Below are 23,058 nucleotides of genomic sequence, written 5' to 3' on the forward strand. Positions count from 1 at the left end.
TCAGTCCTCCTCATATGCATCACGAAAATCAGCGCCGATCTCGCCCAGAAAACGCGTCTCGGCGCTGTGAGCGATTTCACGGTGGCGTTTCTGGTACAACTCCCAGAGCTTGGCTCCGCGCCCGCCGGTCAGCAGATTGCCGATCGCCGAACTCGACTTCAGTTCCTGCTCGATCGCCGCCGGATCGAAGCGGTCGATCATGCGCTTGAGCGCGCCTTGCACGCCGCGCCAGGCGCGAACGTGATGCTGCGCCAGATCGCGCACCGCGTCCTTGATCGCCGCCTCGGCGCCGAGGAAACCGGGGCTGCGCTCGGCCAGGATGGTTACCAGCGCATCGTCGACCGAGGGCAGGAATTTGAGCGGGTTGACTTCGGATGCGCCAACCACCGTTTGAGCGACGCGAGCGTTGCCCTTCTCTTCGGCGCGCTTGCGCAAAAGCTGCATCAGCCCTTCCATCATCAGCCGGTACTCGCGGCCGAATTTTTCCATGTCGGCCACCGGATCGCCGCCGGGAAAATCGGCCTCGTCCATGCCCATGCCGCGCAGGAAAGCGGCGCGCAATTCCGCGTCCGACGGTCCGGCTGACGGCCGCGCCGCGGATTGGCGGACAGGAGCGCGTGGTGGCGGTGGAGACGGGGGAGGCGGTGGCTGCGGTGGCGATGGCTCGACCGCGCGGACTGGCAGATCCCAGGGCGCTGCAGAGGGGGCAGGCGAGGGCGCATCGGTTGCACCGCCATCCGTCACGCCGGCGTCGAGGCTGGTGGACCCGGCAGGGCCGAAACCAAACCCGTCATCGTAGGCCGGCAGCTTCTCAGGATTGGATCTGCTCGGCTCTCTCGACCGCGGCGCGGAGTCGAGGCCGAAGGGATCGTCGAACGATGGCTTGGCGCCGTTTCTGTCAGTGGGCTCGGCCACCGGCGTTGCCACAGGGTCGAGGCTGAACGGATCGTCGAACGCCTGCGAGCTGCGTTCATCGGACCGCGCACGCGCGAATGCGCCGGGCACCGGCTTTTCGAATGGATCGGGCAGGTTGGCAGGGCGTGGCCGTCCCGGCTCTTCTTCCGTGGTGGACGAAAAGAAATCGTCGCCGCCGAGGCTGACCGGCGCCCGCGACGCCGCCGGCTTACTGGCAGGCGCTGAAGGCCTGGAGGCCGGCGCCTCGGTCTTCGCCGTCTGCAAATCGACCCACACCACATAGTCGCCCAGTCGCAGTCGCATGCCGCTTTGCAGGCGCGCGGTATTTCCCGCGCCGAGCGGGCTGGCGGCATCGTCGATGAACAACCCGCTGCTGGAGGTATCGGTGACGAAATAGCCGCCCTGCTTGCTGGTGATCTTGCAGTGGGCGCGCGAGACGAACATGTCGGGATCGTTGATCTGCCAGTCGGCGTCGGCGCTGCGGCCGATTACCAGCTCGCCCTCGTCCAGCCGCGCCTGCCGCGTGACTTGCGCGCGTGGTCCCTGTTCGAGAATCAGAAGCAGGCTCATGCCGCCACCTCTTCCCGCCAGCCGACGATGGTCCGCAACCGCATGTCGTCGGCGTCCCCCTTTTCGACCGGTCGCGCCAGCCAGGTGGTGCGGGCAAGCTGGACGGTGCCGAGCTTCGCCGGCGGCACTGCCTTTGCCGCAAGCACGATCCTGAGATCGACATCGATGGTCTCGCCGATCAGGTCGCGCACCGCCTGCTTCAACAGCTTCAGCCGCTCACCGCCCGGCAGGAAGGCCTTGTAATCGATATAGCTGAGCGCGCCGATGCGCAGCTCGATGCGGCTCTGCCGGCTGAAGCTGCGCGGGCCGATGGTGGCGCTGCGGCCGAGCGTGGCATAGCTGCCGGCAAGCCGCGTCTGCAGCGCCTTGGGGATGGTCATCCAGGCCGCGACGAACTCCTTCAGCACCACCGGCACTTTGAAGGCTTCGGCCAGGAACAGCGTCAGTCGCTCGGGGCCGTCGACTTGGGCAGCGAGCGAGGCGGCCTGGCGAAGTTTTACTGTATCTAGTTCGGCATCCTGCGTGCCCGGCAGCCCGATGCCGGCCATCGCTTCCAGCATGGAACGGACGCGGCCGCCGACACCGCGTTCGACCTGCACGGCCGGATGCGCATCCGCCCAGGCCCGATAGTAGAGCGCGATCATCCTGTGCTGCAGGATATTGACAAAATCGACGAAGGTCGTGTCGCTCGTCTGCCGCGCCTCGGCGCCGGCATACCAGCGTTGCGACAGGCGATCGAGCACCCAGCGCGTCAGATGCAGTGGCATCGGCCCTTCGGGTCCGAGCAGGCCGAGATTGTTGACCGTGACGCGTGCCGGCGACTTGTCCGTCGGCTCGCGGAAATCCACCACGTCCTGCACTGCGAAGGACAGCCGCACATTCTGGCCGAGCCTTGCCGGCTCGCGGTCCGGCCGGCCGGAATGGCCGAACAGGCCGCCTTGCCGTTCGAGCCGGCGCAGCAGTTCGAAAAAGTCGAAACTCTCGGACAGGGTTGCGGCTCGCTCTAGATCAGGTAGCGATTGCCGGGCGTCATCGGCCATGGCACATCCTCCTGTTTCTGGAGCAACCGCGTGCGCGTGCGCACGAACCCGTTAATGCCGGCATGGCGGGCAAACAGCCGCGACAGCAGGCCCGACAGCAGCAGAGTGCTCTGTCCCGCCAGCACCGACTGGTCGACATGCAGCGTCACTTCCGTGCCGCGGCCGAAGCACATCGGCCCTTCGATCGCCAGCCTTTCGATCACCGCGCGCGAGTCGATGCGCACGATCGAGCGCACATTGCGGGCGAGCCCGGGGTCGCCGCGCTCGGCATAGAGATCGAGCAGCGCGTGCAGCGGATCGACGCCGCGGCCTTCCTTGGCCAGGCTGAGGAAGTTGAGCGCCAGCTGTGACACCAGCCGCCAGGCCAGGTCGTCGGCGCGCGACTCGCCGTCGGCGCCGGTCGGCAGCGCTGCCGGGATCGCCGGCTGCGGCGAACGCAATGCGCCGAGCAGCCGGACCGTCTCCACAGGGTCGCCGGCTTCCAGCGTCAGGGTCGGCGTGTCGTCGAGGATGGCCAGGTCGCGATTGGTGCAAAGCGCCATGATATCGACGCGCTTGAGCGGCCGGTTGGCCTGACTGTTGACTGGGCGCGAAACCGCCAGGAAGACGTCGTCGCCGGCATAGGAGGTCCGCGTCACGCCCTGGCGCCGCTCGTCCTCGGTCGGCCGGCGCGGCCGCCGCTCCGTCGAATAGACCCAGCCGCTGCCGCGATTTTGCCCAAGGCTGAAGAGTTCCGGTATCTCCGCGTCGGGTCCCTCGGCATCGGCGTCTTCGACGCGGATGACGCGGTAGATTTCAAAGTCGCGCGCCCGCGTGCGGTCGGCATGCAGCACCTGGCGCGTCTTGCGCTGGTCGAGCTCGACGATGTTGCACTCGCGCTCGAAGAGATTGATGATCGGGGTGGCGAAGAGATCGAAATCCGCCGGCGTCAGATCGGCGAGTTCGGGCACCGGACGCCGGAACAGGAAGATGATTTCGAGCCCGGCCTGGCATTTGCGCACGACCGGCAGCAAGCCGGTGACGCGCCCATAATGGAAGCGCTCGGGCATCATGAAATATTCGCGCAGCAGGCGGTAGCCTTCGAAGGTCGGCCGCGTGCGCGGCATCAGCGCCTCGGCATCGGCAATGCCGACCATCTCCGGCGGCGGTAGCGGCGACAATGGATTGGTCTTGCCTTCCGGTCGAGCGCCGACACCAGAGCAGACTCCGAAGATGGCGTCGAAGATCAGCGGCGCCTTGGTGCGGTTGGCGAAATAGAAGTCGAGCCGGTCGAGCGCCAGTTCGTCGAGCTTGCCTTTGCCGGTCCGCGCCAGCGTGATGCGAAGTGCCGCTTCGCCGGCCTTGCCGGCGATCGGGCCGATGCCGGCGGCGGCAAGCGCGCTGCGGTCCTGGAAATAGCCGACCGAACTGATCGCGATCGGAAACAGCGTCATGTCCTGCGCGGTGGTGAAGGTGCAGCGTGTCGACAGGCCGGCCTGCAGGCTGGAGACCAGCCGCGTGCCGCGCTTGACGACGTGGCCGGCAAGCATTGTCTGCACCTGCTGGCCGGGCTTCAGCACCACCATGGCGGTTGCCGGCGCCGGCGTGACGAGATCGGGATAAAGCACGTCGAGGATGCTGCGCGAAAACCGCGAGCGCTCGGCATCCACCTTCAGGCGCGTGCGCGCGGCGAGGAAGGCGACGCCGTCGAGCAGCCGCTCGACATAGGGGTCGGGACACGGCACCGTATCCAGCGACAAATTGCGGGCAACCGCCGGATGCATGTCGGCGAACTCCGCCGCCAGCCCGCGTATGTGGGACAGTTCCTCCTCGTAATATTCTACGAAGACCCGGTCCATCTCTCAGGCTTCCCTGAACTCGGTGCGCGCCAGTCCGTTGTCGAGATTGATCGTCGTGCGCAGGCGCATGCGCTCGGGCGTCGGCGTCATGATCAGCACGGCGTCGATCTCGATCTTCAGGCCGGTCTTGTCGCCGAGGTTGACCGTGACTTTCGTCGCGCTCTCCTTCAGCCGCGGCTCGAATGCGGCGAGCACGGCGCGGATCTCGCGTGCCAGAACATCGCGATCGAAGTCGCGCGACGACCGGCCGGAGAAGGACGGCACGCCATAATTGACAACGCTGCGGCGCACCTCCGGAAAGTCGGCCAGCGATGTCGGACTGTCGGTCATCTGCTCGGCCTCGAGATCGGATAGCAGCGGCGCGGATTCGAAACGCTCGGTGTTGAACAGCGCCTCGATGTCGCGCCGCACGGCCTCGCGCAGCACATCGGGCGACACCACGATGCCTCGGCTTTCAAGCTCGCCACGGTGCCGGTTCTGAAACGCCAGCCGGTGCAGCCGGCGCTTCTGATCGGGGTTCAATGCGTCATCGGCGTCGATGCGCCTCGGTCCGTCTGCCAGCAGCTCGTCCAGGCGCTCTGCGCCAAGCTCCTCCTGCAGAGCCTGCCTGAGCCCGTCTATCTCCGAGCTCAGGCCCGGCAGATCGTTGACGAGGCGGTCCCACAGCGAAGGCTGTACCGCCTCGCGCTTGGCCCGTGAACCGCCCGCCTGTACCTTGTCGGCGGCAGGGCGCTTTGCTCGCCCCTCACTTGCCGACATAGACATCCATTTCGGCTTCGTCATTGTCGTCATAGACGAACTTGATCTTCTTGTAGGCGAAGGAGACTTCCTCCTGGATCAGGTCGGCTTCATCATCGGCCTGCGACATGTCGTATTCCATGATCGAGGCGTCGGTCAGGGTAACGACCAGATAGTCCTTGCTCTCGCCGTCGATGGTCCGCCGCGCGGAGAATTTGACCTCGTCCAGCGCCTTGTTTTCGAACAGGGCCTTGGCCAGATAGGGTGAGGCCTTGTCATAGTGCTTGGTGAACTTGATCATGCCCATCGACACGCGGCCTCGGCGCGAGAGGGAATTGGGGTCGTAGGGCGCGACCATCTTGTAATCGACGCCATGGATTTCGATCTCGTCGTCATGGCCGTCGCGTGTGCTGGGCCCCTTGATATCCGGAACTTTCAGAAAACCGTCGATCTTCATTGTGGGCATTTTCGTTCTCCACCGCTTTCAAACAAAGGTTTGGTTGCTGCAATCAGGTCTTCACGGACGGCAATTCCGACACCAGCCTGAGCGAGGCGTTGATGCCCTCCAGCTGGTAGTGCGGGCGCAGATAGAAGCGGGCATTGTAGTAGCCCGGCCGGCCCTCCACGCTGTCGACCTGCACCTCGGCGGCGGCAAGCGGACGCTTGGCGCGTGCCTTGTCGTCGGCGAAGGCCGGGTTGGCCAGCACGTACCGGTTGATCCATTCGGTCAACCAGATCTGCATGTCGGTGCGTTCCTTGAACGAGCCGACCTTGTCGCGCGCAATCGCCTTGAGGTAGTGGGCGAAGCGCGAGACCGGGAACAGATAGGGCAGGTTGGCTGAGAGCCGCTCGTTGGATTGGGCGTCGGGGTCGACCAGGCGGCCCGCCCGCGTCTCGTCATCCTGCAGCGAATGGGCGCCGATAAAGGCCGCGAGATCGGTGTTCTTGCGGTGCAGGATCGGCATCAGCCCGAGCTTGGCCAGTTCCGCCTCGCGCCGGTCGTCGATGGCGACTTCCGTCGGGCATTTCATCGCGATCGAGCCGTCATCGGTCGGGAAGGAGTGCACCGGCAGGTTAAGCACAGTGCCGCCATTTTCGACGCCGCGGATCTGGGTGCCCCAGCCATAGAGCTTGTGGCTGCGGTTGATGTTGACGCCCATCGGGAAGGCAGCGTTCATCCAGACATATTTGTTGTGATCGCCCTGCACTTCCTCCTCGAAGGAGAAGCCCTTGACCGGGACTGTCTCCGAGCCGTAGGGCAGCCGCGCCAGCACGCGCGGCATGGTCAGCCCGATATAGCGCGCATCCTCGCTCTCGCGCAGCGATTGCCACGAGGCGTAGGCCGGGTTGGAGACGATCTGCTGCAGGTCCTGCGGGTTGGGCAGTTCCTGCCAGCTGTCCATGCGGAACAGCCGTGGCGAGGCGGCGGCGATGAACGGCGTGTGCGCCGAGGCGCAGATGCCGGAGATGTTGCGCAACAGGCCGACGTCGCGCGGGTGGTTGGAGAACTCGTAGGCGCCGATGACGCAGCCGATCGGTTCGCCGCCGAGCATCGAATACTCGTCGGTGTAGACCTTCTTGAAGATCGGGCTCTGGTCCCACATCTGCCCTTCATAGTCTTCGAGCGTATCGGCCAGCTGCTCCTTGGAAATGTTCATCACCCGGATCTTCAGCTTCTGATCCGTCTCGGTGTTATTGATGAGATACCAGAGGCCGCGCCAGGTGCCTTCCATCTGCCGCACTTCCGGCGCGTGCAGGATTTCGTTGACCTGGGCCGTCAGCATCTTGTCGATGCCGGCGATCAACGACTTGATCGACTTGATCGAGTTGGACGAAATCGTCGTCGTCTCGGAGCGCGACTGCGCCGCCAGCGCCAGGTTGCGAACCAGCTGCTGCAGCTTCTCGCTGTCGTCCTTCTTGACCTTGAAGTCCTTCTCCAAGAGCTGGCTGAATTCGCCGAGATCGACGGCCTCGGCCTCGGCGACGGATGCTGCGGTCTTTTGCTGTTCGGCCATGATCTATTCCTCACCCTTGTCGTCGGACAGCGCCTGGGCGGCGATCTGGCCAAGCAGCGGCTGGTTGTTCAGCAATTGGGCGATGCGCTTTTCGGCATCGACGCGGCCGTCCATGAAGCCGAGCAGCTCCTCGAGCTGGCGCCGCATCTTGAGGATTTCGGCCAGTTGCGGGACCTGTTCGGCGATCTTGTCGGGGGCGAAATCGCCCATCTTGGTGAAGGTCAGGTCGAGCGCCAGTTCTTCGTCGCGCTCCTGTCCCTCGGCCTGCGGCAGCGTGTTCTTCACCCGCGCCTTGACCCTGGGTCCCAGCGCTTCCATGAATTTGGGGAAGCGGTTGGCATCGGTCTCGACAAAGGAACGGTCGAGCACCGTCTTGGACGCTTCCCTGGTCTGCGATGCGCCCGACAGGTCGGCCATCACGCCCATGACGAACGGCAGTTCGATCGTCGTCGGGCTGCCGTAGGTTTCGACATCGTAGGCGATCTGCACGCGCGGGGCGCGATTTCGCTCGATGACCTTCGCTTTGCTTTCGGCTGGCATGTGTTGCTACCTTTCATCCTTCTGGGCAGTCTTCTTGGCGTCGGGAACGCCGGCGAGCAGCCGGAATTCCTTGAGCCCCGACGGGGCGAGGTCTTCCATCAGTTCAACGAAATCCATGTGCACCATCCTGCGCACCCGGCGGGCGAGATGCGGGATCGGACTCGACGGCTCGGTGCGGTCGTAGAACGCGACCACAAGGTCGAGGCACTTCACCACATCGTCGCGCGAGGAAATCCTGTCCGGGAGCCCCGCACCGGTCTCCGCGTAGCTTGCCATCGTCTCGGCTCCATGACCGTTTCTGACCGGCGCGGCCGGGCTTGCCGGGGGAGCAGCCGGGCTGGCAGCCCCCTTCGTCGCTGCCTCTTCCGTGGTCTCGACCGCCGTGTTGCGTTCCAGCGTCGTCAGCACGCGCTGCAAAAACCGCTTCAGGTCCGGGACGGCGGCCCCGTTGCTGTCAAAGCGGGCATTCAGCGCCGTATCGACCGCGTCGAGCGCCTCGATCGCAGCGTGCGCCCCGGCGATGAGCGCCGTCATCTGTTCACCGGCCTGGTCCTGATGGGCGGCACAACCGCTGCCCACCCGGTTCAGGAGCTGTCCGTGCGCGCTGACCAGCGCTGCCTTCTCCGTGGCATTCAATCCCGACGCCGCTTCCTGAAGCATGACGCGATCGTCGAGCGCACCCTGTTCGAGATCGCGTCCGCTGATCGGCCCGATGGGACGCGGCGCGAAGAAGACCATCTGCCTGAGGTTCGCCAGCAGGCCTTCCTGGCCGTTCTGCAGGTCGGCCAGCGCGTTGAGGCGGCGCAGGGCGGCCTCGCGTGGTTGGGGGCTGGCGCGCAGCGCCGGGTGCATCGTCTCCCAATGCGTCTCGAAGGTCCTTGCAATCAGGGTCAGGCCCTGTGCCAGTCCGGCCAATCCCTCTTCATTGGCCAGCGCCCGGGCGACAATGACAAGCAGGCGCAGGTCGCGGCCATGCGAACGCAACTCCTCGGCCTTGCCGAGCACGGCAGGCCAGTCGACCGGAATGGTCGATTGCGCGGCTGGCTTGTTGCGCCCGTCATGGACGACCTTGACCTGCGGCTCCGTGAGCCGCTCCAGCTCATGAAAAGCCGGATCGTTGCGCAAGTCTTCGCCTGACGGATTTTCACCGTCCAGCGGAGCAAGCCAGAGTGCGAGATCGATCACAGATACCCCCGGCGACCGGCTCTAAAACCGTACGTGACCCAACGTTAGCACACGGTTGCATATTCCCACAATTCGCCATCCGCTCAAAAGTTAACGAGCGCTAATGAATGTCGGTGCAACTGCGTCTCGGATGGCGCAATTCATGGCGTGCCTGGCCAACCTCGTATGTGAAGCGCATCGCATAGGATTAGAAAAAATCGTGGTTGTCTGCATTTGGCGGCGCGGAACTCTCCACAAAGAGAAAGGCCGGCTGCATCAAGCGCTTTGTCAAGCGGCTGCTTATGTGGCAGGCTGTCGACGGGCAGATTGCAGGAGCACGTTCGATGGAACAGCGCCGGTCGTCGCAGGGGTTCAAACGCAAGGAACTGGTTGGCAAGCTCAATCCGGTCTGCCTGCGCGCCTTCAAGGCCGCCGCCGACAGCGCCAAGCTGCGCGGCAATCCTTACGTCGAACTCGTCCATTTCATAGAACAACTGGTGCTGTCCGAGCGTTCGGATGTGCAGATGATCATTGCCGATGCCGGCGTCGATGCCAGCCGGCTTACCAGCGAAATGACCCGCGCCGTCGACAAGCTGCCCTACGGCGCCACCTCGATCGAGGAATTTTCCGACCACATCTTTCACGCCATCCAGGAGGCCTGGAACCTGGCGACGCTGGAATTCGGCATGGAGGAGGTCCGCAGCGCCCATATCGTGCTCGCCTGCCTGAAGACGCCGGTGCTGGAAGGCCTGGTGGCGAAGATCAGCGGCGAATTCGACAAGATCGACGCCGACGGGGTCATCGCCCGCTTTGCCGAGGTGGTGGACGGTTCGCTCGAAGCCGGCGCCACGGCAGCAGTGGCTCCCACCGCGGAGGCGCCGCGGCGAGCTCCGGGCGGGGACTCCGCGCTGGCCAAATACGCCACAGACCTCACCCAGCGCGCCCATGACGGCAAGATCGACCCGGTCGTCGGCCGAGACCCGGAGATCCGGCAGATCATCGATATCCTGATGCGGCGCCGGCAGAACAACCCGATCCTGACCGGCGAGGCCGGTGTCGGCAAGACCGCGGTGGTCGAGGGCTTTGCCCTGCGCATCGCCCAGGGCGACGTGCCGCCGCCCCTGCAGGGCATCAGCGTGCGTATGCTCGACGTCGGCCTGATGCAGGCCGGCGCCAGCGTCAAGGGCGAGTTCGAGAAGCGCCTGAAGGCGGTGATCGACGAAGTTCAGTCATCCGAGACGCCGGTCATCCTGTTCATCGACGAGGCGCACACGCTGATCGGCGCCGGTGGTGCCGCCGGAACCGGCGATGCCGCCAATCTCTTGAAGCCGGCGCTGGCGCGCGGCGAACTGCGCACCATCGCGGCAACGACCTGGGCCGAGTACAAGCAGCACATCGAAAAGGACCCGGCGCTGACCCGCCGTTTCCAGGTGGTCAAGATCGACGAGCCGTCGGAAGCGGTCGCCGTGCTCATGCTGCGCGGTGTCGCCGGCGTGCTCGAACAGCATCACGAGGTGCAGATTCTGGACGAGGCGATCGAGGCGGCGGTCGGCCTGTCGCATCGCTACATCCCGGCGCGGCAATTGCCCGACAAGGCGGTCAGCCTGCTCGACACCGCTTGCGCCAGGGTCGCGATCTCGCAGCATGCGACGCCGGCCGAGGTCGAGGACATTTTGCGGCGCCGCCAGGCGTTGGAAGTCGAAAGCGGCATCATCGGCCGCGAGGCCGCGATCGGCATCGAAGTAACTGACCGGCAGGCGCGGGTCGAGGCCGGGCTCACTGAGGCCGGGACCATGCTCGCCGCCGCCGAGGAGCGCTGGGAGCGCGAAAAGGCGCTGGTTGCCGAGATCCTCGAACTGCGCGCGCGGCTGCGCGGCGACGGCGTGCCGCTCGATGCGGTGGCGACAGCCGAGACCGATGCCGAACCAGCAGCGCCGGACGAAGAAAAGACCAAGGTGCCCAAGGCTGAACCGCCCAAGGCCGAAACGTCCGAGCCTGAAACGCCGAAGGCCAAAGCGTTCGAGACCGAAGCGCCGGCTGCCGAAGCTGCGCCGTCAGATCCTGTCGCCGATCTGGCGCGGCTGCGTGAACTCATGGCCGAGCTTGCCACCGCGCAAGGCGAGACGCCGCTGATCCTGCCGTCGGTCGACCGCAATGCGGTCGCTGCCGTGGTCCAGGACTGGACCGGCATCCCGACGGGACGGATGCTGTCCAGCCAGACCGAAAAGGCGCTCAAGCTGGCCACCACGCTGTCCGAACGTGTCGTCGGCCAGGATCACGCCATGGAGATGATTGCCAAGCGCGTGCAGACCAGCCGCGCCGGGCTCGGAGCGCCGGAAAAGCCGGTCGGCGTGTTCCTGCTCTGCGGCCCCTCCGGTGTGGGCAAGACCGAGACGGCCCTGGCGCTGGCCGAGACGCTCTATGGCGGCGAGCAGAACCTGATCTCGATCAACATGTCCGAATTCCAGGAGGCGCACACCGTCTCGACGCTCAAGGGCGCACCGCCCGGCTATGTCGGCTACGGCAAGGGTGGCATTCTCACCGAGGCCGTGCGCAGAAAACCCTATTCGGTGATCCTGCTCGACGAGGTCGAGAAGGCGCATCCCGATGTCCACGAGATCTTTTTCCAGGTCTTCGACAAGGGCATGATGGATGACAGCGAGGGAAGGCGCATCGACTTCAAGAACACGCTGATCCTGCTGACGTCCAATGTCGGCTCCGAAGTCATCATGGAGCGGACGCAAAACGGCACGGTGAGGGCAGGGCTCGACGGCCTCGATGCTGCCCTGCGCGCCCCACTGCTGAAGGTGTTTCCAGCGGCCTTCCTCGGCCGCGTCGTGACCATCCCTTACTATCCGCTCTCGGATTCGATGATCGAGGCCATCACCCGCCATCAGTTCGGCAAGATCGCGCGGCGGCTGCGCGCCAGCCACGACGCCGAACTGGTGATCGGCGACGGCGTCATGGCGCTGGTCAAGGCGCGCTGCACCGAAATCGAGTCCGGTGGCCGCATGATCGACGCCATCCTCACCAACACGCTGTTGCCGGAACTCAGCCGCGGCGTGCTGAACCGGTCGCTCGACGGCGAGAAGATGACCAAGGTGACCGTCAGCGCTTCCACTGACGGGTTTGCCTATTCGTTCGAATAGTCAGGCCTGACTGCGAGCCCCCTCTATTGCGGCGTCTCCGTCTCGGCGCGGATCAGCTTGATGTCGGCGCCGGCTGCCCAGGCGCCGATATCCTCGCGCCGCAACGCCGCCGCCATCATGTCGGGAAACAGGTCCGGCGTGCAGGCGAAGACCGGTATGCCAAGTGCCGCGACCGAAGCCGACATCGCCGGATCATAGCCCGGCCGGCCCTGATCGGTCAGCGCCAGCAGCACGATGACATTGACGCCGGACCGGACCAGCGCCGCAAGCCGCCGCAGCAAGTCCTGGCCGTTGCCGCCCTCATAGAGGTCGGTGATCAGCACGAAGTGGGATTTGGTCGGCCGCTCGATGCGGTCGGCGCAATAGGCGACCGCCTGGTTGATGTCGGTGCCGCCGCCGAGCTGCACGCCAAACAGCACCTCGACCGGGTCGCTGAGCTCTTCGGTCAGGTCGACGATGGCCGTGTCGAAACAGACCAGCTTGGTGCGCACGACCGGCAGCGACGCCATCACCGCGGCGAAAATCGAGGCGTAGATCACCGAGCTCGCCATCGAGCCGGACTGGTCGACGCACAGCACCACTTCGTCGAGATCGACCAGCCGGCGTTGCTTGCGCATGAAGCCGACCAGTTTTTCCGGCACGACGGTTTTGTGCTCAGGCTGGTAGTGCCGAAGATTGGCCGAGATGGTGCGCGGCCAGTCGATGTCGCGTTGGCGCGGCCGGTTGGTGCGTCGCGACTTGTCGAGCGCGCCACGGATCGCCTCGGCGGTCTTCTGCTCAAGCCGCTGCATCAGCTTGGCAACGATGTCGGCGATGATGGTGCGGGCGATGTCCTTGGTCTTGGCCGGCATCACCGAACGCAGCGAGATCAGGTCGGCGACGAGGTTGACGTCGGCCTCGATCGCCTTGAGGAATTCCGGCTCCATCAGCATCTGCTTCAGGTTCAGCCGCTCAAAGGCATCCTTCTGGACGATCTGGACCACCTGGGCGGGAAAGAAGGAGCGGATATCGCCCATCCATTGCGCCACGCGTGGCGCCGAGCGGCCGAGCCCGCCGCGCCGCTTGCGCGGGTCGGCATCGGCATTGGCGCCGTCGCCGTAAAGCGCATCGAGCGCCGAAGACAGTTTTTTGTCATCACTGGAAAGGGCGGAGGAAGCCTCGTCATCGGCGCCGATCGCCAGCCGCCAGCGGCGCTCGCGCCCGCTATCGGAGGATGCTGGGCCGGGGTCGGGCACTTCGGCTTCGTCATCCATTGTCACACTCCGCCCGCCAGCAATGGCCCAAGCCGCTCCAGGTGACGGCGCCAGCCCTCGCCGCCATCCGGCGCCGGCGTCAGGCCGGCCGGCAACCTTGCGGTGCGGCCGAGCACGGCCTCGATCAACCGCTGCCGCTCCATCGAGTCCAGATTGGAGAAGACGCGGCGCAGCAATGGCAGATGCGCGATGAAAGCTTCCTCGTCGAGCGATTTCAGCCACCCATCGACGGCGCCGCGCAGGCCCTCGTCGTAGATCAGCCGCTGGCCGGCAGTGCTGAAGAAACCTTCGAAGAACCCCGCTGCCTGGGCGACCGGCGTCCCCGGCGACAGCCTGCGTCCGAGCAGCCCGGCGGCGTCCTCTGCCGACAGTTGGCCGGCTTCATAGAGCAGATGCGCGGCGCAGCCGGCGAGCAGCGCCGTCGAGCCCGGACCTTCCAGCACGCCGGTCAGGCCGTTGCGCCATGCATCGAGCACGCCTTCGCCGGGCTCGACCAGCCGGATCGCCGTGTCGGCCTTGCGCACAGCACCGACCAGCGTGGTGGCGGCCTGCTCGTCCAGGTCGCGCACCGCATAGGGCAGCGCGATCGCGCCTTCGACGATCAACCGTTCCAACAAACCGGACAGCCGGTTGGTTTCGGTCTTGCGCGCCTCGCCGTAACGGATGATGTCGGCAAGCGGCGGCACCGAGGCCAGCATCTCCAGGCATTCGCTGCTGTGCGCTGCGCGCGCCTCCAACGCTACAAGGCCGGCGCTCGCGGCCTCCGACAGATCCGCCGTAATGGCGCTCTGGACAAGGGCGGCAAGCGTGTCGAGGCTCGCGGCCGCACCGAGCATCTGGATCAGGCGGCCATTGGCGGCCTTTTCGATAGTCGGGCCGTAGATCAGGTTCTCGACCAGGCGCACGGCATATTCCGGCTCCCAGGCCAGCGTCCATTTTTCGCGAAAGGTGCCGCGGCTGCGGCCGGCGTCGGCCAGCCTGCCCCATTGCACGCCAAGCACGTTCAGCCGGTGCAGCAATGTCGAACGAAACAGTCCGCTTTCGCTGCGCAGATCGACCGACAGCTCGCGTTCCAGCGCCTCCGGCTTCAGCCGCGCCGCCTTCTGGTTGCGCTGCAGGTCCTCGATCAGCGGCGCCAGCGGCGTGTCGGGCGGAATCTCGCCGACATCCGCGCCCAAAAGCAGCTCGGCCTCGACCAGCGCCCACAGCACCGCTTCGCCGTTGAACAGCGCCGCGATCGCGGCATCGCGCAATTCCTCGAAGCCGGGCTTCGGCCGCTCGCGAATGGCAGCCAGTGTGCGCGCAAGCCGCTCGGCCTCGATCAGCGACGCGGTCGACACCAGATGGCCCTTCGCCCGCAGCACCGCCGCGATCGTCGCCAGCCACAGCGTCGCGGCGTCGCGCCGCCCTCGTGTGCGCCACAGATGCTTGCACCAGCCGGGCGCGACGACGCCAGCGCCATAACCATAGCCCAGCGCAAGACGCGGCCCGGTCCATGGCGCCCATGTCATGATGCTTTTGCGCCGGGCAATTGCCTTTATCAGCGCCTGGTCGTTCTTCTGCGTGTGCGCGGCCTGCAGGGCCGGCACATGCCATGCGCCGCAGACGACGGCGATCGGTCCGGCGAATTCCTTGCGCGCGGCAGCGATTTCCAATCGCATATGCGCTTCACGCTTGGCCTCGAACGGCGCGATCGCACCTTCGCCGTCTCGCAGCGTCGTCATCGCATCGGTGATGGCAGCGAAGATTGGACCCGGCTGCGGATTCTGCTCGATAATGTCGGCCCACCAGCTTTCGCCATCTTCATAGCCGGCGGCCGCAGCCAGCGTGCCGATCGGGTCGCGATGCGATGCGGGCTCGCCATCCTCACCGGTTTCGTCCTTGGGTTCGGGCTTGTCGGCGTCAGCCGTTTTGTCGGTGTCGTCGGTTGCCGGTGCCGCGAACCGTGCCGATGACGGCAGGTCGATGAACCGCAATGCCGCCTTGTTCTCCACCGCCCACACCGCCGCCTGGTATTCCGGCGAGAACTCGGCGAACGGCCAGAAACTTGTCGCGGCCGGATCGTCCTCGGGGTAGCAGAGCAGCGCCACCGGCGGCTGCATCTGCGGGCGCGCCAGCAATGGCAGCAGGGCGGACGCGTCGCTCGGCCCTTCGATCAGCACCGCGACCGGCTGCAAGTCCCGCAGCGCCTGCACCAGGCTGTCGGCGGAGCCCGGCCCGTGATGGCGGATGCCGAAATAGGCGACGTCGCTCATGACCTCAGATCGCTGCGTTCAGCGCCGCGTAATAGCCGGCATAGTCCGGCCGCTTCTTGAGCACCGTTTCGAGATATTCCTCCAGCACCACCTTGTCCTGCACCGGGTCCTTGACGATGGCGCCGATAAGGCTGGCGGCGAGGCCTTCGGCGCCGAGCTTGCCGCTGTCGAACCACGCCGCCTGGCTGAGGCCGCCGACCATGGTGGCGATCGCCTCGGCGGTCGAGAGCGAACCCGAAGGCGTCTTCAGCGTCACCTTGCCGTCGGCGGTTGCGCCCGAGCGCAGCTCGCGGAAAATGGTCAACACGCGAGCGATCTCCTCGCCGACATTTTTCGGCACCGGCAGGTCGAGCCCGCCGGCCATCTCATCGACCCGCTTGGAAACGATCGCCACCTCTTCGGCCATGTCTTCGGGCAGCGGCAGCACCACCACATTGAAGCGGCGTTTCAGCGCCGAGGATAGTTCGTTGACGCCCTTGTCGCGATTGTTGGCGGTGGCGATGATGTTGAAGCCGCGCTGGGCGTAGAGCGACGTGTTGAGCTCCGGGATCGGCATCATCTTTTCCGACAGCACGGTGATCAGCGTGTCCTGCACATCGGAGCCCATGCGCGTCAGTTCCTCCAGCCGGCAGAGCTTGCCGCCCTCCATGGCGCGGTAGAGCGGCGTCGGCACCAGCGCCTCCTGGCTCGGCCCTTTGGCCAAAAGCTGCGCATAGTTCCAGCCATAGCGGATCTGGTTCTCGTCGGTACCGGCCGTGCACTGCACGATCAGCGTGGAATTGCCCATGATGGCGGCGGCGAGATGTTCCGACACCCAGGATTTTGCGGTGCCGGGAACACCGAGCAGCAGCAGCGCGCGGTCCGTGGCGAGTGTCGCCACCGCCGTTTCCATCAGTCGGCGGCGGCCGACATATTTTGGCGATATCACGGTGCCGTCGCTTGCCTTGCCGCCGAGCAGGTAGGTCAGAACGGCCTTTGGCGAGAGGCTCCATCCCGCAGGTTTTTGCTTGTCGTCATTGCGCGCCAGCGCCTGCAGTTCAGCGGCATAGGCCTGCTCGACGGGGAGGCGGATGGCTGCGTTCATTGTGCTGTTCTCCGGATTGTCATGGGTTGGTTCCCGTCAGGGCCGCGTTGAGGCGCAGGAAAGCGAGCGAGGCTGCCGCCGGCGGCATGCCGGCCGCAACGACATGCTCGATCAATTTTTCCGCTGTCGCCGCAGTGGCCAGAAAGCCCAAAGTTTCCAACAGGTCGTCGACGGTTCGCTTCATCGCGTCATCATTGCCGGCGACAGCCGAACGCAATACCGCCAAGCTCTGGCCGTTCGTCAGGTCGGGCCAATCCAGCCAGTTGGCTTCGAAGCCCTCGGCAAGGGTGAGCGTGCTAACATACTGCGGCGTATCTTTCAGGATCAATCTGACCAGGACACGCTTCCTGCGGCTATCCAGGCGCGGTGTCAGGTGCAGCACGAATAGTGCCGGCTTGCCTCCCCCGGCGACTAGTGTGTCGGCCATCTGCGTTACGGCAGCGTCGCTGCCCGACGCTGCGACCATTCGTGAGATCTGGATGTCCGCATTTTTGTCGGCACCGAATTGCCAGGCTGCAATGAAATCGGGTTCGCTGACCCCAAATCGGGAAGCGAGGTCGACCAGGTTGCAGGTCTCGAACAATTCGGCGCGGCGCTTTTCCTGCGCCGGCGATTTGAGCTTTGCCGGCGTGTAGGTGGTGCGGCGGCGGATGAAGCCGGATTTGCCTTCTGTGATGAAGGCGGCGAGTTCGGCAACGGGGTCGTCGGCTCCGTCGTTGCCCGGCCGGCCATGCTCGCCCAGCCTCGCCAGCAGCCGGCCCGCCAGCTCCCGCACCTTGCCGGAGCGGTCGGTGGCCAGGCTTTTCAGGAATGGCGCGTCCGTGGGCGTCAGGTTGAAATGCATGAGTTCGATGAGCGCCAGCCGGACTTCAGCCGGCTCGCCCGTCGCCTTGGCTTCCATCAGGCTGCGGGCCGTGGCCGGATCGCGACGGCGCATCTCGGCCAACGCGATACGGCGCGCGGCGGGGTAAAAGTCATCCCAGTTCTGCGCCGTCAGCTGCTCCTGCGGGGCAATTTTCAGCCCCTCGACGCTGGCCTGCCAGTCGATCCACGGCGCATAGATGTCAGGGCTGTTCTGGTCTGATGCCGACGGCATCCAGTCCATCGGATGCAGCACGTAGCCGCGGCTGGCGACGAGCGTCGCGACACGCGACTTGCGCCGCGCATCGGCGGCGTTCTTCAGGGTCGCCCGCAACAGCGGCCGCAACCGCTCCGGCAGCAGCGGCAGGCCAAGCCTCGGCAGCGGCGGGCGCCGCTTCAGCGTCTTCGGCGCCGACGGCCGCAGGCCGACATCGAGCGCCTGCGCCGCGATCGCCAGCAGACGTCGCTCCCGTTCGTCTGGGCTTGCGCCACCCGCGATCTCCTTCCATGCGGTTGGCGCCAGATCGAACGCGGTTCCGCCGGGGATCCAGCAGTCGCGCATCGTCGCCAGGCCGGTTAGTTCGAGCTCGTTCATGACAGATCGAGCCTCCCGAAGCCGCTTTGCGCGGCCAGCAGATCGAGCCGCGCGCCGTTCCAAAGCGCTGCCGTGGCCGCGAGGTCGAGGCCAAGCACGGTCTGATCGACGGTCCCGCTAACAGGCAGGGCGATCCCTTGCGGGTCGTGCGCCGCTTGCCACCAGGCGGTGCCGCGCTCATCGAGCAGGATCGCGCCGGCAGGCAGCATCAGCGGGCTATCGGTCGACCAGGGCGCTGCGTCCTGGTGCGCCGCATGCGCCGCGAGCGGGTCCTTGACAGCGTCGAGGCCGAAATCCGGCCAGGCGCCCGACACGACGTCGCCCTTGCGCTCCGCCACCAAGGCCCGCAGTGGCTGGCGCGACGGGTAGAATACCAGGCGGGCGTGGAACCGGTCGCCGGGCGTGAACGCCGCCGAGCGGCGGCCGGCCGAAGCCGGAAAGAAATCGAGCAGCAGCCCAAACTGCGGCGTCGGGCTTTTCAGATCGAGCAGCCAGGTCGAATGGCTGACGAGACCGTCGCGGCGGGTCTCGATCTTTTCGCCGACGACCTCCCAATGGCTGTCGACCTGCTTCGCGTCGGGACTAGACAGAACCTGGTCGCGGGTTTCGGACGCCGACACCAGTCGCTTCAGCTCGGGATCGTCGGGCGCCGAGCGCCAGGCTTTGGCCAGCAGCACCAGCTTGCCGAGTTCGCGGATCGCCGCGTCCGGCCGTTCCTCGCTGCGCAGCGCCATTAGCCGGGCCGGGATTTCGTCGATGCGTCCGGCAAGCGCCGTCGCCTTCATGTCGACAAGCCGCGCGGCAATGCGGCGGCAGCGCTCGCTGCTGGCGTCGGCAAAGGCGGAAAGGCCGAGCCGCAGCTGGTCGGCAATCCACTGGTCGAGTTCGTCCAGCGCGCCTGCCACCGCGGTGCGCGGATCTTCCGCCCGCTTGCGCTGCGCCGTCTCGCGGCGCTCCGTCGCGGCGGCGTCATCGACGGTGCTTTCCTCCGCCTGCGAGGCCTCGCCAATGCTCTTGCCAGACGCGCCCCTGCCAGGCTTTGCGTCGACCGGCGGGGGCGCAGTCTTCCTGCGCCGGCCAAGCCAGTCATTGACCCATTCCGGCGTTGTTTCGGCTGATGTGAAGCTGGCCGGCGCCGTGGCGGCGATCCACATCAGCGCCAGCGTGTGCTTGCAGGGAAATTTTCGCGACGGGCAGGTGCATTTGTAGCCGTGGTCGCCGGTGTCGACGACGGTGCGATAGGGGTTGGATCCCGAGCCCTGGCATTCGCCCCAGATCAGCGCCTGCTGCTCGTTCTTCTCCAGCCGCGGCCAGTTCGAGCGCTTGGTGAGCTTCGAGGCGGCGCTTAGCGACGCCTGATCGGGGGCCAGCGCCTCGATGGTTTTCAGTTCGAATTCCAAGCCGCGCCTCTCGTCACCCCAAATCAATGCCTGGCATCAATATAGGGTGCCGTTTGTGAAGGATTGTTGTGGCCCCGGCAAGACGAAGATAGCGCAGATCAGTACAGCGGCGTGGCCATATGCCGGGGCGTCGGCCATTGCGCCGTGATCTCGGGCTGCACCGGGCGCTCGAGATAGGTCGACAGCACGACATAGCTTCGCGTCGAGGTGACGCCGGGCGTTTCGTAGAGACGCGCCAGCAGGCCTTCGAGCGCCCTGGTGTCCTCGGTGCGGACCTTGAGAAGCATGCAGGTGTCGCCGGCCACCGAATGGATTTCCTCGACCTCAGGATATCGGGAGACGGCCATCAGCTCCGGTGTCTTGCCCCAGCCCTTGGTATCGATATGCACGAAGGTGAGCAGCGGCTTCTTCACCGCCTTCGGGTCGATGATCACAGCCGTGCCGCGGATGGCGCCGCTGCGCCGCAGGCGCTTGACCCGCTCATGCGCCGCCGGCGGCGAAAGGCAGACGCGTTCGCCAAGTTCGGCGTAGCTGATCGTCGCATCCTCGACCAGCACGCCTAATATTTTTCGGTCGATTGCGTCGAGCTCGCGGGGAGCTACCTTGTTCTGCAGAACCCCATCTGTTTCTTCGTTCATATCGAAATTCCTTGTTGTCGCGGAATTCAGTTCGGCCATTATGACCCGATGACGAACGCGCATCAAGCTGCAACGCTCCATCAGCCGATCCCGGCGCTGGCCTATCTCCTGACCGGCTGCATCGCCGTCATCGGCTCGAACTCGCTGGTCCTGGGTCCAATTGCTCCGGCAGTCGCCGCATCCTTCGGCACCAGCGTGCCGGCGGTGATGGCCGCGTCGGCTGCCTTCGGCCTCGGCACTTCGGCCAGCGCTTTGTTCCTCGCCTGCTATATCGACGGCGTCGGCGCCCGCCGCATGCTGCAGGGCGCTCTGCTGTTGCTGGCGGTCGGGCTTCTCGCCAGCGCGCTGGCGCCGACGGTGATCATGCTGGTCGCGGCCCAGGCCGTCGCCGGCATCGCCGCCGGCGTCGCCATGCCGGCCATCTATGCCAGTGCAGCGGCAATTGCGCCGCCCGGCCGCGAAAGCGGCACGATCGGCGTCGTGCTGACCGGCTGGACGGTCTCCATGGTGGCCGGCGTGTCGCTGTCGGCCGTGCTTGCCGATCTCGTGCACTGGCGCGCCGTCTTCGCCGCCGTCGCGGTGCTTTCCGCCATTGCGCTTGCTGCCTTGTCGATGACCTCGCTCAGCGACGTCAGGAAGAGCGGCCCGGCGCCGTCGCCGTTCGTTGCGCTGGCCATTCCGGGGATCGTGCCGCTGCTCATCGCCTGCACCGCCTTCATGACCGCTTTTTACGGCGTCTACGGCTATCTCGGCGATCATCTGCACCAGGATCTGGGCGAGCCCGTCAGCGCCAATGCGCTGGCCGCGCTCGCCTATGGCGCCGGCTTCGGCGCCGCGGCCTTCCTCGACGGCGTCATCGACCGCATCGGCGCGCGGCGCGTCATGCCCTTCGCCTATCTGCTGGTCGCCGTCGTCTATGTCGCCATCGCGCTCGCAAGCAGCAATTTCGTGCTGATCCTAGCTATGATCGCCATATGGGGCCTTGCCAATCATTTCGGCCTGAACGTGCTGGTGATGCGCCTTACCGCGCTCGATCCGTCGCGCCGTGGCACCATCATGGGCCTGAACAGTTCGGTCACCTACCTCGCCGTCTTCATCGGCACCACCAGCTTCGGGCCGCTTTATTCATCGTTCGGCTTTGCCATCTGCGCGATCGTCGCCGCCGTGCTGATGCTGGTTGCGGCAGCAGCGGGGTCATGGCGGTCGCCTCCGCCCATCAAGCCGTAAAGCTTGCGTCCTCATCCCGTCCTTCGCTAGAGCTTGGCTTGCCATGCGAGCCCCGCCCGGATGAAGACGACGCTTGAAACCACTGCCGACCCCTCGTCAGACGACCTCGCCTTCCTGGCCGAGCGGCTGACGGCGTTCAATGACGGCGCTGTCGGCCCCTCCGGCCGCAAGCCGATCGCAGTCTTCGTTCGTGACGAGCACGGCGCTGTTGTCGCCGGCATTTCGGGATACACCGCCTGGGGCTGGCTCTATGTGCAATGGCTGTGGGTCGACGAACGCCTGCGCGGCCGGCATATGGCCGGCGACATGCTGGACGCTGCCGAGCGCGAAGCAGTCGCCCGGGGTTGCCAGAACGCCTGGATCGACACGTTCAATCCGACAGCGGCCAAAGTCTATGAGCGGCAAGGCTACCGGCGCTTCGGCGAACTGCCTGACTTCCCCATCGGCCGCAGCCGCATCTTCCTGCAGAAGAAGCTCTAACCTGCCAGCCGCCCGCCTTGCATCGGCCGCGGCACGCCGGTGGTGCTGGGAAAGCTGATCGGCAGGCCGCGCAGCACGCGCACGGCAAGGAAGGCAAAGCATTCGGCCTCCACCGCATCGCCTTTCCAGCCCAGTGTCTCGGCCTGCACCACCTCGACGTTGGCGCGCCTCGCCAGCATCGCCATCATCGTCGGGTTGCGGCGGCCGCCGCCACTGACCGCCAGCCGCTTCGGCCGGCGCGGCAACAAATCGAGCGCCTTGCCGACGGCCGAGACGGTGAAGGCCGTCAGCGTCGCCGCCCCATCCTCTGCGCTGAGGCCGTCGGCCATGGCGGCGCCGAAGTCGAAACGGTCGAGCGATTTCGGATAGGGCTTGGTCAGATACGGATGCTGGAGCAATTTGGCCAGCCGCACTTCATCGACGGTGCCGGCCGCGCCCAGTGCGCCGTCGCGGTCCATCTCGCCGAGGCCGTTTGCCTTGATGAAATCGTTGAGCGGTGCGTTGGCCGGGCCAGTGTCGAAGGCGACGATGTTGTCCTTGCCGTCCCACCAGGTGACGTTGCCGACACCGCCGAGATTGAGCACCGCCGTGTCGCCGCTGGCGTCGGCTTCCCTCAAAAGCGCCGCGTGGTAGGCAGCCGCCAGTGGTGCGCCCTGGCCGCCAGCGCGCACATCATCCGAGCGGAAATCATAGGCGACCTTGGCGCCCAAAATGGAATGCATCAGCGCGCCATCGCCCAACTGGCGCGTATCGCCGCGCCGCCCGGGTTGCGGGGCACGATGCAGCACGGTTTGGCCGTGAAAACCGACCACGCCGATATCGCCCATGGTCAGGCCGTAGCTTTCGACAAGGTCCTTCACCGCCGCCGACTGCGCCCGCGTCAGCGCCTCCTCGGCTTCGGCAAAGATCGCCGGCTCCGGCCCGTCGAAATTCCACACCCGGGCCTGACGCAGCGTCTCCTCCAGCAAGGCACGGATCGCTGCGGGGTAGGGGGCCAGCGTATAGGTGCCGAAATCGGCGATCCGCTCGCCATCGGTCTTGATCAGCGCGACGTCGATATTGCCGTCAAGCACGGTGCCGGTCATCAGGCCGACCGCCCAGATTGGTTCCACGGTCGACTCCCTTGCGACACCGTTTGCGATTCCAACGCAATCACCTGTCGGACGGATTGTCTCGCCAGGCAAGACCCTGGCCGCGGTCGATTGCTCCGAACCTGCCGGCAGAGTTTTTCACCGAACAGCGAAAATCGAGCAACGCCGTTCTTGCGTCTCGCCGCTCAAGACGCCAGCTATGAGA

General features: G+C 65.8%; 18 protein-coding genes. 3 read left to right on the forward strand and 15 right to left on the reverse strand.

The genetic code is table 11. The features are described from left to right. The 8 genes from tagH to tssA are packed head-to-tail and all read right to left on the reverse strand — an operon-like array spanning position 1 to position 8,841. A complete protein-coding gene (gene tagH / locus ACYG9V_RS10680; protein ID WP_023673711.1) occupies positions 1–1,485 on the reverse strand; it encodes a type VI secretion system-associated FHA domain protein TagH in 1,485 nt (494 codons plus the stop codon). Continuing rightward, a complete protein-coding gene (gene tssG, locus ACYG9V_RS10685) occupies positions 1,482–2,525 on the reverse strand; it encodes a type VI secretion system baseplate subunit TssG (RefSeq protein WP_023673712.1) in 1,044 nt (347 codons plus the stop codon). Before tssG ends, tagH begins: the two co-directional genes overlap by 4 nt. Beyond that, positions 2,489–4,363 carry a type VI secretion system baseplate subunit TssF gene (gene tssF, locus ACYG9V_RS10690; protein WP_023732193.1) on the reverse strand — a complete coding sequence of 625 codons (1,875 nt, stop codon included), beginning with the start codon at positions 4,361–4,363 and terminating at the stop codon, positions 2,489–2,491. The genes tssG and tssF overlap by 37 nt, the downstream gene beginning before the upstream one ends. Before the next feature lie 3 nt (positions 4,364–4,366). Further along, positions 4,367–5,122, reverse strand: a complete 756-nt coding sequence (gene tssE / locus ACYG9V_RS10695; RefSeq protein ID WP_023673715.1) for a type VI secretion system baseplate subunit TssE — start codon at positions 5,120–5,122, stop codon at positions 4,367–4,369. Next, positions 5,109–5,558 (reverse strand): Hcp family type VI secretion system effector, encoded by a 450-nt coding sequence (locus tag ACYG9V_RS10700; RefSeq protein ID WP_023673716.1) that lies wholly within the window; start codon positions 5,556–5,558, stop codon positions 5,109–5,111. The genes tssE and ACYG9V_RS10700 overlap by 14 nt, the downstream gene beginning before the upstream one ends. 52 nt (positions 5,559–5,610) lie before the next feature. Then, positions 5,611–7,116: a type VI secretion system contractile sheath large subunit gene (tssC, locus tag ACYG9V_RS10705; protein ID WP_023673717.1), complete on the reverse strand. Its 1,506-nt coding sequence runs from the start codon at positions 7,114–7,116 to the stop codon at positions 5,611–5,613. Positions 7,117–7,119: 3 nt separating this feature from the next. Beyond that, positions 7,120–7,656, reverse strand: coding sequence for a type VI secretion system contractile sheath small subunit (gene tssB / locus ACYG9V_RS10710; protein WP_023673718.1), 537 nt, complete (start codon positions 7,654–7,656; stop codon positions 7,120–7,122). 6 nt (positions 7,657–7,662) lie between these two features. After that, the gene (tssA, locus tag ACYG9V_RS10715; RefSeq protein ID WP_023696656.1) at positions 7,663–8,841 is read right to left on the reverse strand and encodes a type VI secretion system protein TssA; all 1,179 of its coding nucleotides are present in this window, start codon (positions 8,839–8,841) and stop codon (positions 7,663–7,665) included. A gap of 323 nt (positions 8,842–9,164) precedes the next feature. Here tssA and tssH point away from each other — a divergent pair, with 323 nt between their 5' ends. Beyond that, positions 9,165–11,969, forward strand: a complete 2,805-nt coding sequence (gene tssH / locus ACYG9V_RS10720) for a type VI secretion system ATPase TssH (RefSeq protein WP_352762817.1) — start codon at positions 9,165–9,167, stop codon at positions 11,967–11,969. A 23-nt stretch (positions 11,970–11,992) separates the two neighbouring features. Here tssH and ACYG9V_RS10725 read toward each other — a convergent pair whose 3' ends face one another. The 6 genes from ACYG9V_RS10725 to ACYG9V_RS10750 all read right to left on the reverse strand — a co-directional run bounded on the left by ACYG9V_RS10725 (position 11,993) and on the right by ACYG9V_RS10750 (position 20,055). After that, a complete protein-coding gene (locus ACYG9V_RS10725) occupies positions 11,993–13,222 on the reverse strand; it encodes a VWA domain-containing protein (RefSeq protein ID WP_352521223.1) in 1,230 nt (409 codons plus the stop codon). A gap of 2 nt (positions 13,223–13,224) precedes the next feature. Next, a complete protein-coding gene (locus ACYG9V_RS10730) occupies positions 13,225–15,477 on the reverse strand; it encodes a DUF5682 family protein (RefSeq protein WP_352762815.1) in 2,253 nt (750 codons plus the stop codon). A 4-nt stretch (positions 15,478–15,481) separates the two neighbouring features. Further along, positions 15,482–16,561 (reverse strand): ATP-binding protein, encoded by a 1,080-nt coding sequence (locus ACYG9V_RS10735; protein ID WP_352762812.1) that lies wholly within the window; start codon positions 16,559–16,561, stop codon positions 15,482–15,484. A 19-nt stretch (positions 16,562–16,580) separates the two neighbouring features. Next, the gene (locus ACYG9V_RS10740) at positions 16,581–18,017 is read right to left on the reverse strand and encodes a DUF5691 domain-containing protein (protein ID WP_352762810.1); all 1,437 of its coding nucleotides are present in this window, start codon (positions 18,015–18,017) and stop codon (positions 16,581–16,583) included. Further along, a complete protein-coding gene (locus ACYG9V_RS10745; RefSeq protein ID WP_352762807.1) occupies positions 18,014–19,417 on the reverse strand; it encodes an SWIM zinc finger family protein in 1,404 nt (467 codons plus the stop codon). The genes ACYG9V_RS10740 and ACYG9V_RS10745 overlap by 4 nt, the downstream gene beginning before the upstream one ends. A gap of 98 nt (positions 19,418–19,515) precedes the next feature. After that, positions 19,516–20,055 (reverse strand): Lrp/AsnC family transcriptional regulator, encoded by a 540-nt coding sequence (locus ACYG9V_RS10750; RefSeq protein WP_352762805.1) that lies wholly within the window; start codon positions 20,053–20,055, stop codon positions 19,516–19,518. 48 nt (positions 20,056–20,103) lie between these two features. On the opposite strand from ACYG9V_RS10750, the gene ACYG9V_RS10755 reads away from it, so the two are divergent. Next, a complete protein-coding gene (locus ACYG9V_RS10755) occupies positions 20,104–21,282 on the forward strand; it encodes an MFS transporter (protein ID WP_023825978.1) in 1,179 nt (392 codons plus the stop codon). A gap of 60 nt (positions 21,283–21,342) precedes the next feature. Continuing rightward, positions 21,343–21,762, forward strand: coding sequence for a GNAT family N-acetyltransferase (locus ACYG9V_RS10760; RefSeq protein ID WP_352747132.1), 420 nt, complete (start codon positions 21,343–21,345; stop codon positions 21,760–21,762). Here the strand turns inward: ACYG9V_RS10760 and ACYG9V_RS10765 are convergent. Then, complete coding sequence (locus ACYG9V_RS10765; protein WP_023701528.1) at positions 21,759–22,874, reverse strand: anhydro-N-acetylmuramic acid kinase; 1,116 nt, start codon at positions 22,872–22,874, stop codon at positions 21,759–21,761. The two genes, ACYG9V_RS10760 and ACYG9V_RS10765, sit on opposite strands and share 4 nt — an antisense overlap. Positions 22,875–23,058: the final 184 nt, after the last annotated feature.

The organism is Mesorhizobium sp. W016 (assembly GCF_054719485.1).

Bases quoted from the DNA above. Each gene is read 5' to 3' on its own strand.
- ACYG9V_RS10700 (WP_023673716.1), bottom strand. From the start codon at position 5,558: ATGAAGATCGACGGTTTTCTGAAAGTTCCGGATATCAAGGGGCCCAGC.
- tssB (WP_023673718.1), bottom strand. From the start codon at position 7,656: ATGCCAGCCGAAAGCAAAGCGAAGGTCATCGAGCGAAATCGCGCCCCG.
- ACYG9V_RS10725 (WP_352521223.1), bottom strand. From the start codon at position 13,222: ATGGATGACGAAGCCGAAGTGCCCGACCCCGGCCCAGCATCCTCCGAT.
- ACYG9V_RS10760 (WP_352747132.1), top strand. From the start codon at position 21,343: ATGAAGACGACGCTTGAAACCACTGCCGACCCCTCGTCAGACGACCTC.
- ACYG9V_RS10735 (WP_352762812.1), bottom strand. From the start codon at position 16,561: ATGAACGCAGCCATCCGCCTCCCCGTCGAGCAGGCCTATGCCGCTGAA.
- tagH (WP_023673711.1), bottom strand. From the start codon at position 1,485: ATGAGCCTGCTTCTGATTCTCGAACAGGGACCACGCGCGCAAGTCACG.
- tssG (WP_023673712.1), bottom strand. From the start codon at position 2,525: ATGGCCGATGACGCCCGGCAATCGCTACCTGATCTAGAGCGAGCCGCA.
- tssE (WP_023673715.1), bottom strand. From the start codon at position 5,122: ATGTCGGCAAGTGAGGGGCGAGCAAAGCGCCCTGCCGCCGACAAGGTA.
- ACYG9V_RS10755 (WP_023825978.1), top strand. From the start codon at position 20,104: ATGACGAACGCGCATCAAGCTGCAACGCTCCATCAGCCGATCCCGGCG.
- ACYG9V_RS10740 (WP_352762810.1), bottom strand. From the start codon at position 18,017: ATGAACGAGCTCGAACTAACCGGCCTGGCGACGATGCGCGACTGCTGG.
- tssC (WP_023673717.1), bottom strand. From the start codon at position 7,116: ATGGCCGAACAGCAAAAGACCGCAGCATCCGTCGCCGAGGCCGAGGCC.
- ACYG9V_RS10730 (WP_352762815.1), bottom strand. From the start codon at position 15,477: ATGAGCGACGTCGCCTATTTCGGCATCCGCCATCACGGGCCGGGCTCC.
- tssH (WP_352762817.1), top strand. From the start codon at position 9,165: ATGGAACAGCGCCGGTCGTCGCAGGGGTTCAAACGCAAGGAACTGGTT.
- tssF (WP_023732193.1), bottom strand. From the start codon at position 4,363: ATGGACCGGGTCTTCGTAGAATATTACGAGGAGGAACTGTCCCACATA.
- ACYG9V_RS10750 (WP_352762805.1), bottom strand. From the start codon at position 20,055: ATGAACGAAGAAACAGATGGGGTTCTGCAGAACAAGGTAGCTCCCCGC.